The organism is Verrucomicrobiota bacterium, assembly GCA_027622555.1.
Taxonomy (GTDB): domain Bacteria; phylum Verrucomicrobiota; class Verrucomicrobiia; order Opitutales; family UBA2995; genus UBA2995.
On sequence record JAQBYJ010000003.1, the window covers coordinates 39,912 to 53,940 of the forward strand.

General features: G+C 47.3%; 13 protein-coding genes. 7 read left to right on the forward strand and 6 right to left on the reverse strand.

The genetic code is table 11. The features are described 5' to 3' along the window. Window positions 1-8 precede the first annotated feature (8 nt). Both O3C43_01485 and O3C43_01490 read right to left on the reverse strand, forming a co-directional pair. Window positions 9-1,433 (reverse strand): UDPGP type 1 family protein, encoded by a 1,425-nt coding sequence (locus tag O3C43_01485; protein ID MDA1065153.1) that lies wholly within the window; start codon window positions 1,431-1,433, stop codon window positions 9-11. Next, on the reverse strand, window positions 1,430-1,744 hold the full coding sequence (locus tag O3C43_01490) for a hypothetical protein (GenBank protein MDA1065154.1): 315 nt from the start codon (window positions 1,742-1,744) through the stop codon (window positions 1,430-1,432). Before O3C43_01490 ends, O3C43_01485 begins: the two co-directional genes overlap by 4 nt. A gap of 317 nt (window positions 1,745-2,061) precedes the next feature. Between O3C43_01490 and O3C43_01495 the strand changes: the two genes are divergently transcribed. Both O3C43_01495 and O3C43_01500 read left to right on the forward strand, forming a co-directional pair. Continuing rightward, window positions 2,062-2,868, forward strand: a complete 807-nt coding sequence (locus O3C43_01495) for an AAA family ATPase (GenBank protein ID MDA1065155.1) — start codon at window positions 2,062-2,064, stop codon at window positions 2,866-2,868. A 6-nt stretch (window positions 2,869-2,874) separates the two neighbouring features. Beyond that, complete coding sequence (locus O3C43_01500; protein MDA1065156.1) at window positions 2,875-3,612, forward strand: hypothetical protein; 738 nt, start codon at window positions 2,875-2,877, stop codon at window positions 3,610-3,612. 19 nt (window positions 3,613-3,631) lie between these two features. Here the strand turns inward: O3C43_01500 and O3C43_01505 are convergent, their stop codons facing one another. The 3 genes from O3C43_01505 to O3C43_01515 all read right to left on the reverse strand — a co-directional run bounded on the left by O3C43_01505 (window position 3,632) and on the right by O3C43_01515 (window position 5,707). After that, window positions 3,632-4,258, reverse strand: a complete 627-nt coding sequence (locus O3C43_01505) for a helix-hairpin-helix domain-containing protein (protein ID MDA1065157.1) — start codon at window positions 4,256-4,258, stop codon at window positions 3,632-3,634. A gap of 133 nt (window positions 4,259-4,391) precedes the next feature. Beyond that, the gene (locus O3C43_01510; GenBank protein MDA1065158.1) at window positions 4,392-5,015 is read right to left on the reverse strand and encodes a helix-hairpin-helix domain-containing protein; all 624 of its coding nucleotides are present in this window, start codon (window positions 5,013-5,015) and stop codon (window positions 4,392-4,394) included. 101 nt (window positions 5,016-5,116) lie between these two features. Next, window positions 5,117-5,707 (reverse strand): helix-hairpin-helix domain-containing protein, encoded by a 591-nt coding sequence (locus tag O3C43_01515; GenBank protein ID MDA1065159.1) that lies wholly within the window; start codon window positions 5,705-5,707, stop codon window positions 5,117-5,119. Window positions 5,708-6,031: 324 nt separating this feature from the next. Between O3C43_01515 and pilM the strand changes: the two genes are divergently transcribed. Genes pilM through O3C43_01535 form a run of 4 tightly spaced genes read left to right on the forward strand, consistent with a single transcriptional unit; the run spans window position 6,032 to window position 12,062 of the window. Further along, the gene (gene pilM / locus O3C43_01520; protein ID MDA1065160.1) at window positions 6,032-7,669 is read left to right on the forward strand and encodes a pilus assembly protein PilM; all 1,638 of its coding nucleotides are present in this window, start codon (window positions 6,032-6,034) and stop codon (window positions 7,667-7,669) included. Window positions 7,670-7,672: 3 nt separating this feature from the next. After that, window positions 7,673-8,620: an Amuc_1100 family pilus-like protein gene (locus O3C43_01525; protein MDA1065161.1), complete on the forward strand. Its 948-nt coding sequence runs from the start codon at window positions 7,673-7,675 to the stop codon at window positions 8,618-8,620. Beyond that, window positions 8,613-9,506 carry a hypothetical protein gene (locus tag O3C43_01530; protein ID MDA1065162.1) on the forward strand — a complete coding sequence of 298 codons (894 nt, stop codon included), beginning with the start codon at window positions 8,613-8,615 and terminating at the stop codon, window positions 9,504-9,506. Before O3C43_01525 ends, O3C43_01530 begins: the two co-directional genes overlap by 8 nt. Before the next feature lie 15 nt (window positions 9,507-9,521). Continuing rightward, complete coding sequence (locus O3C43_01535; GenBank protein MDA1065163.1) at window positions 9,522-12,062, forward strand: hypothetical protein; 2,541 nt, start codon at window positions 9,522-9,524, stop codon at window positions 12,060-12,062. A gap of 63 nt (window positions 12,063-12,125) precedes the next feature. Here the strand turns inward: O3C43_01535 and O3C43_01540 are convergent, their stop codons facing one another. Further along, on the reverse strand, window positions 12,126-12,857 hold the full coding sequence (locus O3C43_01540) for a response regulator transcription factor (GenBank protein ID MDA1065164.1): 732 nt from the start codon (window positions 12,855-12,857) through the stop codon (window positions 12,126-12,128). Between the two features lie 280 nt (window positions 12,858-13,137). On the opposite strand from O3C43_01540, the gene hisG reads away from it, so the two are divergent. Then, window positions 13,138-14,016, forward strand: a complete 879-nt coding sequence (gene hisG / locus O3C43_01545) for an ATP phosphoribosyltransferase (GenBank protein ID MDA1065165.1) — start codon at window positions 13,138-13,140, stop codon at window positions 14,014-14,016. Window positions 14,017-14,029: the final 13 nt, after the last annotated feature.

Below are 14,029 nucleotides of genomic sequence, written 5' to 3' on the forward strand. Positions count from 1 at the left end.
TATTGAAATTATTTAAGGTCTATGGGTTGATTTAAGTCGGGCTTTTCCGATAAGGCTTTCCAGCTTTTAATGAATGAGGCCTCATCGTATCCAAAAAGCGGGCTCACCTCTACCAGCTGTACAGGGACTCCGGTTTCATCCTTTGCAAGGGGTGAACCTGCCGACTGAAACCAGGACGCAAATTCTATCATTTGGCCTTCTTTGCAGGTTTTGGGTGAATCGAGTCCGTCTGCGTTTTTAACGGGACTAAAATCGGTCGAACGCCGGGTTTCGATGACTATCGTTTTCTCTGAAAATGGAAGGGCGTCGAACACAAACATCTCGAACTTGATTCCATTTGGCGACTCCGGTGTAAACGGATTTCCCGAATCGTCGATCGTGGGAATCTTTTTATTAGCGCGGTGAAATGGAAGGCTAGGGGAGGAAGCATCGCCACCTCCCATTTGATTAATAAAGTCTCGAGACAAGGTATGAATTGCGACGCTGCCAGAAAGGAATTTCAGTTGTCCTTCCTTATTCGTTGCATGCATAAGGTCTACTGGAAGGTCACTGTATTCAATAACTACGGTCTTGCCCTTTTGCTTACAGAATACACCCAATTTTTCTTCGGGGTATGCCTTGGGTATCATCTTGCTGGACATACCGGCCTCGCTTTGCAGATGAAATCCGATAAAGCTTGGGTCGATGGCTTTGATGAGCGGATTGTCTACCTGAAAGTAGCTTAACACATCGATCCCGCTTTCCTCCATGATTTTGGTCGCTCCACTTCGGACCAATGCCCGTAATGAGCCGCCATGACCGTCGGGACTCATGGCGATGGAACCTTTGCTGGACAGGAGAATTTTCCCTTCTGTGTCGATAGCGGGCATGCGCCCTTGTCGAAAGCAATGAACCTGATTCGGATGTAGTCCGAAATATTGGTTTGTTTCGAGAAAATCGACCGTATCCGCATGGTTCACATTACTAGTCATGATAAACCACGGAATGGTGGACTCATAAGTGTTTTCTGCTGCTTTAATCTTTTCAGCGAATACCTGAAACAAAGACTTCCCATGAATGGGCGTGACTGGGAAAAGTCCTTTTGGTTTATCGTAGCCCAGGCGTGTACCTTGTCCTCCCGCGACTACAAATGCCGCAACGGAACCCCGGCGAAGAGCGGTTTCGCCCATTTCGCGGGCTTCGTCCCAGCGCGCTGCATCTCCACCTTGCGTTGGGTGAGCTATATAGGGTGCCGGTTCCAGGTCCGTATAATCCTGATGAGCTTCACCGCCGCCTTGAACCAGGGTACGATGCAAGGTTGCAATTTCTTCCAGATCAATTTCGGCGGCTTCTTCCAGCAACCTTGCTTGTTCGTTTACGGATAACTCCTCCCAGAATTTAAAAACCTGGCCTTGGCCGGTTTGGGAAAATTGTTCAATCAATGGATGAATCATGGATGTTGAGACGTTTTTTTTTGCTCTTTTGGAAAACGGTAAATGTATTCTTCGGGCCGGGTGTAGCCAAGACGTTCGCGCACAACCTGCTCCAGAAAAACGGGATCTGTGAGCAGTTTATCCAGATATTCGTCTTTGGCCGATAGATCCTGTTCAATTTCCCGGATGCGTGCCGAATACTCCATATCGCGTGATTTTAGGTATGTTAGCTGGTTTCTCGTTTTATAAAGCTCGATAGCCATAATCACTAGTACAAGGGAGCACATAACCAGAAGACAGGTCAGTAGCGTTGTTAAAACGAACTGTTTCATAAAAGGATGTGGCTACACTAGGAGAGGTTTAAGAGAAAAGTGAAGATAGAAAGCTGTGCAATTCCTTGGAAGAAGGTGATCAAGCTGTATTACGTTCCATTTTTAAAAGAAACGCCAGTTTCAGGCCGATAGTGCCCAGTCTTCATCCAAATTAAGTGAAACTACCAATACGGCTTCAATTTTATGTCAAAAGGCTCTCTATTCCATTTCAACCGTGTCAACTATATGTGCTGTATGGCTCACTGATCGCCGTGACCTTCTTTATCTTAAGAAAATGAACCCATGAGGAAGGTAACTAGAACCTTAATAACCGCGTCATGTATCAGGACTACTTTGGCTTCCAGGAAATGCCTTTTAACATCACCCCCGACCCAAAATTTTTGTATCTGAGTCAGTTTCACAATGAAGCTCTTCAGCATCTCAAATATGGGATTGATGAGAAGAAGGGATTTATTGTGCTGACTGGAGAAGTAGGTTGCGGAAAAACAACCCTTTGCCGCCGTCTTCTCAACGAGCTTGATCCAGACAAATATGAAACCGCGTTGATTCTTAATCCACGGGTGACAGAGACACAGTTGCTTCGCGCGATTCTCACGGAGTTGGGTATCGAGAATCCTCCACGTGGGAAGAACGAGCTCATCGAAAAGATCTACGAATTAACCTTGGCGAAACATCAAGCGGGTAAAGATGTGGTCATGATAATCGATGAGGCCCAGAATCTTTCTTTTGAAGTGCTCGAGCAAGTGCGGCTTTTGTCCAACCTGGAGACGGATACGCAAAAGCTCATGCAGATTATTCTCATCGGCCAACCGGAGCTAAGCGAGCTGCTTGACCAGCGTCGTCTTCGCCAGCTTCGTCAACGAATTTTGGTCCGTTATGATCTTTCGAGACTTACCTACGATGACACGGTTCACTATATTCAGCATCGCTTGAGTCGTGCGGGATCTTCAGGCCGACCTCAGTTTACTAAAGTTGCTGAGAGACGTGTTTTTAAATGGAGCGGCGGGATTCCCCGGATGATCAATAACATTTGTGATAAGGCGTTACTTTCAGCCTATGCCCGTAGTTCAGATGAGGTGAATTACTGGGACGTGCGCCGCGGCCGTAAATCTTTACAATATTAATGAGCGATGAGTCTGATTAACGATGCATTGAAACGTGCCCAGACTGATGTCGAAAGAGGCCGAATTAATCCCTTAAGCAATTCCATTACAGGTGTTCGTCCCCGTGCGAAAAAGAAGGGATCTTTCCTGGTCATCCTGACTATTATTTTGGTCGTTGGATTGGGTGGTTGGGCGCTGGCACTACTGATACTTCCAGATAAGGACAAAGAACCTTCATTGGTTGTTGATGCGGCACCGGCAGAACCCGTATTAACCCAAGCTCCCCCGGCTAAAGCGATTGAGGTTTCGCCTACCAATCAAGTTTCTATCGCGGCTCCAGTTGAAGAACCGGCGACCTCTGAACCAGAGGCACCCGCCCCAGCCCAGGTGTTCGCTGCGCCAGCACCAATAGTTGAAACCGTTGAAACGGTGGTGAATACTCCGGCACCTGTTACGGCTCAAATTCCTGCGGCAACTCTGGTTGAACCAGCACCTTCCCCTGCTGCCGTTTCCGAGTCTGCTCCGCAAACTCCACCCGAAATGGATGCTTCAGCGCTCAATGACGAAATCGTTTTTACCCTCAAGCAAGTTGAGATCACCGCTGTCATGGGTGACGGGATGTCTTCCCGAATCATGATGGGTGGACAGGTCTTTAAATCCGGGGAATTGATAAACCTTGATCTCAAGATCCGGTTTATGGGCAAGAAAGGGAAGCTGCTTCTTTTTTCAGACGCTTTCAACCGTGTTTACGAAAAGAATCTCTAGGTCAAGGTATGATCCTTTATCACTCGATCACGATATACTGCTGAATCATATCGATCTTTTTCCTGCCAATACCGTCGAATTTCATCATATCCCACACGGATTCGTAAGGGCGGTTGGCGATGATTTGTTCTGCCAATTGAGGTCCAACACCAGGAACCATTCTGAGTTCCCTTTCGGTAGCGGTATTTAGGTTGACCAGTAGAACGGCTCCATCTGAAAGATGTTCTGGAGCATAAGTTTGCTTGTTAACCTCCGTGAAAGCCTTGGGCGTTAAATCCAGGTTGGGAGCCGATTCCTTCGAAGAGAGCGAGTCCTCTAATTCCAGATTTCTTGGTGTAACCAGCGAAGCCGTTTCAAGTTCCCGCACCGTGCTTCCAGAAACCTTGCGACGCAAACTTTTGTTTTCCTTTTCCAGATCCTCGATTTTGGATGCGGCCGTTATTAGTTCTTTTTCAAGGGCGGCATGGGCTTCTGTTAAAGCCTGGTTGGCTTTGGAAAGTTCACTGATTCTGATATCCGCCTCTTTGAGGTTCTTATCAAAAAGCAGCATAACGGCTTTCAGGTTATCTTCGAGATTTGATTGTGAAGATAGCGTTAGAGGGGCGAAGAGAGCCACCAGAAAAGCGATAGAAATATACGGCTTCATAGCTTCTTGAATATTAATAATATGGATTAAAATAGTGTGGCGTTACAGGCGTCTGGAATTTCAGTTTTTTATGAAAATAGGTAGGTACCTAAGCGATCGTCAACTCAGGATCGGCTTTGGTCGCCGTAAAGGTCTAATCTACTGGGTTCTCTGATGCTTCTACTTCCGGAATCTCTTCAATGGGTTCAACTTTCACCCACGGTTGTAAGCGTCTAAGTTTCATAGGTCCGAACCCTTGCAGTTGAATGAGATCCTCTACGGAGGACCAGGGGCGGCCGTTAATAATATTATTAGCCAGGAAATCATTTACCAATGGGAGGGACAAGAGTTCATCTTTGGTCGCCGAATTGATATCAACGAGATCTTCTTCGTCGAGAACGAGTTCTTCTTCTGGTTCCTCTACGGTTACTCCGTTTCTCTGCCGTTGTCCTTGCCGGGCTCCTCCTCTTGGATTAGTTGCTGGAGAGTCAGTTATAGCCGCCACCGTCTCGGTGCTGACAACTTCACTGCCCAGGCTCGAGGTGGATCCTTCAGTATGAATGATTAGCAGTTGGGTTTGAAGTGTTAGGTTTTTTTCCCGCTCGGCATCCAGCTCCTCATTCAGTTTTTGGTTGTGCGCTTCCAAATCGGACACTTGCAAGTTTAGCGAATCAATTTCTTCCTGCAGGCCTTGTTTCCCTTTTTCAAAAAGGATCATCACGGCCTTCAGCTTTTCCTCCAGTTCGATATCACTCGCCTGAATTAAAAGGGGATTCATTAGAGCTAAGAATGTAATGTATAGAATACGGCGCATGGGACGGGACTATTTTAGGACTTTATTGTAGATGGGAAAAGAATTTAAGCGGCTGATAAGTGGCCTTATTGAGCAGTGATAAATGGTGTAATCCGTCTCAATTTCATGGGACCAAATCCCTGGTTGATGATGAGGTCATCAATGGATCGATAAGGACGATTGGAAATGATTTGGACGGCCATGTCATCGTCAATCGTTGGTAATTTGGCGAGTTCTTCTGCCGTCGCCGTATTGATGTTTACCAACGTTTCTTCGGGTACTGAATCAACGGAAGGTAGTTTCTTTGGGAGATTCTTTTGGGTATTTCCCTCAATGGCCGTTTCAGCGTTTTGGTCTGTTGAGGAAATTAAAGAAGCAGATTCCAATCCTCTAACTGCGACTTCGGAAAATTTGCTCTTCAATATTAAGATTTCTGCTTCGAGGTTTTCTACGCGTGTCTGACTATCTTGCAGTTCTTTATATAATTTTAGGTTTGCTTCGCTTAAGGCTGAATTGGTCGCGTTCAACTCAACAATTTCTTCTTTGAGCGCTGCTTGATTCTTATCGAACAACTGCATGACCGCCTTGAGTTTACCGGATAGCTCGGGATCCGCCGATTGACCAGCCAACGGTAGTAAAGGTGTTACGCCTGTGAGGAGCATCACGATTAACTTCATGAGAATAGCTTGTTTGGGAACGGTTAAAATGAATGAGACAGGACCAACTTTTTCACTATAAAATGAAAATGTTTATTCACCTCCAAAACCGCAATCCTCATTTTGCAGGTTCGCAATTTTATGTGTTTGTGAACTAAGAAATTAATACTGGGAGGAATGTGTCCTCCATGGTGTAAAGTTCTCCGCAAGTTTGGGTAGGTTTCTACCCTAAAGAGCCTGTGCCGACTTGATATTTCTTGTTTCTCTAATGTGCGTCCTCAACTGTAATCCACCTGGTTGTTGCTGTGCACTTCATGCCGCCAACCACCGCAGGCACTTTTCATTATGGCGTCGACCGATCAATCAATTCTTTCACTAGGCGCTAGCCATCTATCAGTGACGATCCTTTCAAAAGGCTCACAGAACGATTGTGTGCTTGAGGAGGTTGCGCATGAGTCAATCAACAGTGATCCTGAGCAAAAAGATCGGTGGCTGTACTTTGTGGAAGAGGGGCTTGCCCGGTTGGCTCACAAGGTTTCCTTAGAGAGAATAACCAATATCATTTTACCTGGGTGGTCGGTTCTCTCCAAATTGCTGAAGGTCGCCCGAATCGATGGTGATGGACAACGTGAAGTCATCCGGTTTGAAGCCGAGAATGCTTTGCCCAATGGACTTGAAGGATTCGAATGGACCTACCGTATTCTGAAAGACGATGGTTTTGAAAGAGATGTTCTGGTTCAAGCTGTCGCCTCCCGGTTTTTGGAAGATCTCCTGGCCATGCTTAAGAGGCAGGGAGTTAACCCTCGCCAGATTGATGCCCATATCTCGACGGAGCTAAGTGCCTTGATCTCACAGTATGGAAGTGAAACCGGAGCATCTGTCCTTCTAGATATCGGTGCCCGGTCCGTTTCCCTGACCGTGTCGGCTGATGGTGATTTGCCTTTCATCAGAAGTTTTAATTTTGGCGGAAGCCTGATCACTCAATCGATCGCCAGAGAGTTGAAAAAATCTTTTGTGGATGCTGAGGCGCTCAAACTTGAAAGTGTCCGATCGCCGTCTGAAGGGCAAATCCAGGTTATATTGAATCAGGCATCTGAAGGATTTGTTACGCGCCTGGTCAACGAGGTCCAGCGCTCACTTGCACTTTATCGCCGACAGGGACAATGCGGTAACCCTGCGCGTATTCTTCTGACGGGAGGTGCGAGTCAGCTCCCTGGATTGGCAGATTTTCTTGAAAGAAAAACAAGTATCACCACCAGCCCCTATGATCCCTTTCGCGGAATTATTTCGGGCCGCAATTTGCCGACAACTCAAACCAGCCGAATCAACTACCTGTTGCCTTCACCTATTGGCCTGTTCCAAGCGCAGTTGGATCCTGATTTCGTTCCAGGAAATCTTCTCCCAGGCGCGGTGAGCAATCAACTGGAGTTCTCCGAAAAGAAACCCTGGTGGATTGCGGCCGCTTGCTTGGTACTGCTCGCTGGAATGGTTATTGGTTTAAGATTTCATGTAAGCGCCTGGAATTTACAGAGTCGAATCACTTCGCTGGAAGGGGAACTTGCTCCGTTTGAATCCTTGGCAGGGGAAGTCCGTGAAGCTTACGATTCCTACACGCACCTCCTGGCAACAGCTTCCACAAAGTCCGAAATTCTCGAACAGCGGAAATCTTGGGTCACCTTTTTATCGGATCTTCAAACCCGCTTGAACAAAGTTGAGGATGTTTGGCTGGAATCAATTCAAGCGGAAGTATCCGAGTCTTCCGATGCCGCTAAACGGCTTCGTGTTACCGGACGGCTACTTGATCGGGAAAATCCGCTTTCTCTGGTTAGTAACAACTCCCGGGGAAGAGTGGAAACACTTCTTGGGTCATTTGAAAATTCTCCGTTCATCGAGATGGTTGAGGATCGTCGTTTTGACACCTCACGCCCTGGTATTTTGCGGTTTGATTTTTCTTTGGTGATTAAACCGGAAACGTCTCTCTAATTCATGTCACTATCTTTTCCAGTCGATACTCTAAAAAAGCCCGTTCTTATTTTCGGACTCGGTCTGGTGCTTGTTCTTGCGTTCATCCTCTGGGGTCATAACCGGCGCAATGCCAAGCTTGGCGACCTGGATTCACTTCAACGGCGAATACAGTTTTCTCACGCGGGGCCTGTTTCACCGAGCCCCGCAGCTCATGCCGCCTTAAAAGAGGCAATTCAATCTCTGAACGAAGTACATGCCAAGTTAGATGCTCAATTGTTCGCCGACGTTGCACGGAATGTCCCGGATTTCTCAGGAAATTCTACTGCTGCTTATTTCGAGCTCGCAGGATTTGTCGAAGAAATGGCCCAACGTTTTGTCAAGGCCGGGGTCAACATGGGTGAGGGGTTGCGATTCGGTTTTTCGCAGTTCGAGCAACAAGGTCCTGAACCGGGAATCCTTGAAGCGGTTATGAGACAGAAGTTGGCCGCAACTGTATTGCTGGAGCCTCTAATCCAAGCGAGACCCATAGCTTTGACCTCCCTCAAAAGGGAGTATTTGGTAGTAAAACGGGAAGAGCCAACCTTATTGCAGCAGGCGGCTGGTTCGCGCCAGACACCCCGGGTGGAGTACCCGGACGCCTTGGTCGGAGACGAAGGAAGGCCCGGCTTTGAATCGTTTACTTTCGAATTGGTCTTTGAAGGTTACACGGAATCTCTTCGGCTATATTTAAAGAGTTTATTGAGTGCTCCTCTCCCTGTTGTTGTAACCGGTTTGGTGGTCCAGCCTCTGGATCGCTTTGAATCTATTGACGAAGTTGATGCGGAAACCAGGAACCCGTTTGATTTACTTATCGAGGATGGCGATCCGGCGGTCGAAGAAGGCCCCATCCCGATCATCCGCAACAATCTATCATCCTTTAGTTTGAGGCTCGAGGTCTACACCGGGAAGGAGACGACGCCAGGTGTTTAACTTTAAGGAAAAAGAAAAGATGTTGGCTGTGGTTGGAGCTTTTTTGGTCGTTTCGGCTGTTTTCTGGGCCTTGCTGTCCAACGAAATTGGCCACACCTCAAGCGCACGTGCGTCCCCCAAATTATCATTCGAATTCCCCGGATTTGCGGGAGCAATTAAAGATTCAAGCCCTGGCATTGATTGGGGGAAGCCTTATCCTCAGGGAGGACCCAATTGGATCTTCGATATTTTTACACCTCCGGTCATTTACTACGATGAGAAGACAAAAACCTTCACTGTTACTCCGCCTTTTCCAAATGAGGAATCCGAGGAAGAACCTTTTGAATTAGAGTTAATCGAAATTGTGCCACAACCTTATCGGTTTCAATTGGTGTCCTACGCAGGCTCCAGGGGAAACTATTTGCTAACGCTTGAGAATCGTGAAACCGGCAAGGATGTTTTCTGCGCCCCGGGAGAGACTTTGTCTGAACTTGGCATTCGGATATCAAGCTTCCGCGAGATGCGAATGGTCGCTGAAACGACTCAGGCTGGCGCCACGGAGGCATTTGATCTTGTTGGTGAAGCAACCATTGAAGACCTGCTCAGTGGGAAAAATTATATTCTTAAACACGACGAGGTTACTTACCTGGAAAATTTAATTGCACGTTTTCGTACTCCCTCCGGAAGTACTATTGCCCTGGCGACTAGCGAGATTTGGGAATCGGCATCGGCCAATTATAAGATTGGCAAGGTAGATGGGGTATCAAATTCAACCACCGTTGAAAAAACTTCCACGGATGTTGGTGACAAGGTCGTCAAAGTTCTCCAACCTTCCGGAAGCTTTAACGTACAAGATTTTTCGAACCTAAACTCTCGGCTATCCGATCCATCGCCGGGCTCATTTTAATCAGTTTTTTATGCTATGAAATGTATTAGCACGGCTCTGCATTCTTCATTCACATTTGTCGTATTTTTGGTCGGCCTGGGGATTGTTTCCTCCACCTTCGCCGCGCTCAGTCCCCAAGAGAAGATGGACCTGTTTACGCAGGCGCTCGCTGCTCGGGATTCTGGTGACCTCCATATTGCCAGGCAAAATCTGGAAATTTTGTCCAAAGACTCTCCGGGTGACCCGCTGGTTGAATCCACCCTCCGTGATGTCAATTCACTCATCGAAAACGAAAATAATACGAGGAATGGTACGACCGAATCTTTGCCGACCCTAAGTTCCAGCGAAGTGGATGCATTGATGCGTAGCGAAATGGAAAGACAGCGCCAAGCGATCAGCCGCGCCGAACGTGCATTGATTGAAAGCGAGATGATGGTTCGGGGTGGAAATTACGATCGCGCCTTAGGAGTCATTTATAGTGCGCAACGAGACTTGCCCCAAAATGTGAAAACCCAATCTATACGTGGTCGGCTTAACGCCCAAAAGGCGGATGCTCTGTTTAACCAAGCCAATACACTTCTGCGTAATGGACAGCAACAAGCTGCTTGGGAAAGTCTAACAGCGCTGGCTACCATCGAAGGAAATTCTTCACGTTTCCAGCAATTAAAACAGGCATTTGACCGTGGCGAGGCCTTAAACACCCGTGTTGAATCTCCCACCTACGCGACAGCGCCAGCTAGCTATAGCGCCGATTCATCATTCCCAGCTTCATCCAGATACCAGGGGACACCACCTGCCCCCGTGTTTTTCGAAACGATTGGAGTGAATCCCGCGGATGACAATCGTCGAAATTCTCGAATAGAAATGCTTGATGAAGTCTCGGATGCATGGCTGCGCGCTGATTTAACTGTGCAGTCGGTATCTGGCGGAGAAGAGAATCGGGATCCCTTGTTAATGCTTCAAAAGTTGAATTCAATTATCATACCTACTGTTTCGTTTTCGAATATGGAGCTTAGTCGGGTCGTCAATTCGTTGAATGAGCAATCGATGCGTTTTGATACTGGGTTCGGCGAAAATAAGGGGGTAAACATTGTTCTCATTGATCCCAGTCGGGCAGATCCGAAGATCAATATATCTCTTCGCAACCTGTCGCTCAAACGAGTATTAGATTTCGTGGTCGATTCCGTGGGATTCCAATATGACGTGGAGCCTGACGCCGTCGTTATTCGTGCAGGAGAAGGAGGAGCTGCTTCGAATCTTGAAACAGAGTTCTTCCCGATATCTCGCTCCACCTTTATTCGCATGACAGGTATCGGAGTAGGTCAGGATGATTCTTCTTCCTCGTCCGATCCGTTCGCACCTCTCGCCTCGGGATTTTCCCAAGGAGGCGTGAATGAAGACACCGCCCTTCAGGGCTTTCTTCAGCAAGCCGGAGTGGATTTTATAAGCATACCTGGCAGTAGTCTGGCCTATGATGGGTCGTCGATGATTGTTACTCAAACTCGACGTAATCAAGAGCGAATCAGGAACATTCTAAACCGCTATGATGAGGTACGTCAGGTGGAAATTGAAGCCAAGTTTCTGGAGGTTGCCCAAGGCGATCTGAGTGAATTGGGGTTGCAATGGTCGGCGATCAGCAGCGATTTGGCTCAAACTGTGGCATCCTCAAATCGCTCTATTGTAAATGCGTTCGACCAAATATCCAATGGATCGGACATTTTTGTTGATAGGCAATCCATCGCTCAAATTATTCCTCCGCAAATTCCTGGAGAAAATGCGGTTTCCAATTCCTCTTCACCCTTGGCTGTGACTACGGGAACTTTAGGAGAGTTTGATGTTACCGCTATGCTTCGAGCCTTATCGCAGAAGTCCGGGTCAGATCTTTTAAGTGCACCTAAGGTAACAGTACTTTCGGGAGATCTGGCTACGATCAAAGTCGCCCAGGAGTTACTGTATCCGCAGCGCTATAGTGATATCGAACCTGAGGTGGGATCTGGTTCCTCTCTAACTGGCGGGACTAGTGGTGGATCAGCTGGTGTGGCCATTGCGGCAGGTACTCCTCAAGACTTCACCGTTCGGGATATCGGAGTCGAGCTTACCGTTACGCCACGTGTGGAGGAAGATGACTACAGTATAACTCTAGATTTACATCCAAAGGTAACCGAGTTCGATGGATTTGTTGAGTATGGCGGCCCGAGTTTGGCCATTTCAGGTGGAGTGGAAGTATTAGTTCCATCCGGGTTTTATCAGCCAATTTTCTCAGTAAGAGAGGTACAAACACGGGTGACCATTTGGGATGGTGCAACTGTCGTGATGGGCGGGCTCACCCGCGAGGAAGTCAAAGAGGTGAATGACAAAGTACCCTTCTTGGGTGACATCCCCTTACTTGGTCGCTTTTTCCAGTCGAAGGGAGAATCTACGCAGAAGCGAAGTCTCTTAATCTTTGTAACCGCAAATATGGTTAGCCCGGGAGGCTCTTTGAAGAACCAGCGCGTCGGACCGGTTGCTCCAGGTTCAGTGTATCAAACCTCTTCTGTGATTTCACCATCTGGTGCGGAATTTCGCACAGAACCCTGAGGGTCCCTAATTTGGGACCAGAAGATCTTAACTAAAGTCCCGAAACGACTTTACTCCTCATCGTCAGGACTCGTGGGGTCGTATAATGTAACCTACGCCGTGGATCGTTCTGAAGGCTGCCAGTGTGAGACCGTTCTTGTTGTAGTGATCGCGAATCTTTACGATGTATTGATCGAGTGAACGACTTTTCACGTCGGCGTGGACACCCCAGACACCATGTATCAGTGCCTTTCGGGTAATAACTTTTCCTTCGTTGGAAACTAGAAAAGCCATAATGCCTAATTCTTTCCGGCCAATTTTTATAACCGTTTCGTTCGGAAATATGAGCTCCAAGCGCAATGGATTTACAGATGCTCCACAGAATTGAAATGCATCCTGAGAGATTTGTGCATTCTTGGTGATATGATGATCTGCCGCCGTTTCGGTTCTGCGAAGCACTGCACGGATACGTGCAACCAATTCAGGAAAACTAAAGGGTTTGGTGATGTAATCATCTCCCCCACGAGTAAGCCCTTGAACGATCTGGCTCTCAGAATCGTAAGCAGTTAAAAATATCGTGGGTACCTTGAGATCTTCGCTCACGAGGTCGTCCAACAAATCGGTCCCGGAGCGGTCAGGCAAATTGATGTCCAACAGCATAAGGTTTACATGGTTTCGCTTCAAAAAACGAAATGCAGCGTCAGCTGTGTATGCAACCTGACACACCATGCCGGATGTTTCGAGTTGGGTGCTAATGAGGGATGCTAGGTCTTTTTGGTCTTCAACAACCAAAATGAGCGGTCTAGGTTCAGCCATAATAGGATTGGATTTGGGATTTTCAGGTTATTGGCCTAAAGGGTTATTGGTTGGGAAAGGATGATTTATTGTTTTTTACAATTGGGCTAATAAAGGCGTTTTTTACAAATTTGAAGCCTTGTTTCACAAAAGAATGAAAGACGATGCGGTAAATTTCAGCCGAAAAACATAATATCCTCGAATCGAAGGAGCCAGGAAAAGGTCCGGTGAGGCGAAAAGATCCTATTATTTTATTGTTGAGGCAGAAAATTGTGCAACCAAAGTGCAACAGATAATTTCTATGAAAACGTCACTCATAATGCTCGGGCTACCAAAAGGGAGTCTCGAAGAATCCACGATCCAACTTTTTGCGAAGGCTGGGTTTAAGATCTCCATAAGTTCCCGGTCTTATCGGCCAGTTATCAATGACCCTGAGCTTGACGGTCGATTTGTTCGTGCGCAGGAGATCAGCCGCTATGTTGAGCATGGCTATTTTGATTGTGGCCTGACAGGCCACGATTGGATCATTGAAAATAATGCGGATGTCATCGAAGTCTGTGACCTTATATATAGTAGGGCGTCACGAAAGAAATCGCGTTGGGTCCTCGCGGTTCCTGAGAATTCCCCGGTTCAGAAAGCAGAAGACCTTGAAGGCAAATATGTGGCCACCGAAGTTGTAAATATCTGCAGGAAATACTTTGCCGACAAAGGTGTGAACGCTCACGTGGAGTTTTCCTGGGGTGCGACTGAAGTCAAAGTCCCGGACTTGGTTGATGCGATTGTCGATCTTACGGAAACCGGAAGCTCGCTGGTAGCTAACAATCTGCGGATCGTGGACACTCTCCTTGAAACCAACACCAAGTTCATTGCTAACAAAGCGAGTTGGGAAGATCCTATCAAACGCAAAAAGATCGAACAGATCAGCATGCTTCTGCAAGCCGCTCTCGAAGCTGACAGCAAAGTTGGCCTAAAGTTGAATATACTAAAGTCGAAACAAGATCTTCTTTTGGGAAAACTGCCTGCATTGCGCAACCCAACTATTTCCCAGCTTGCAGATGAGGACTGGATTGCAATTGAGACCATCATCGAAGAGTCGGTTGTTCGGGAGATTATCCCTGTTCTTAAAGACCTCGGAGCCGAAGGGATTATCGAGTATCCGCTTAACAAAGTGGTCTACTAAGGGCCAGCACCAG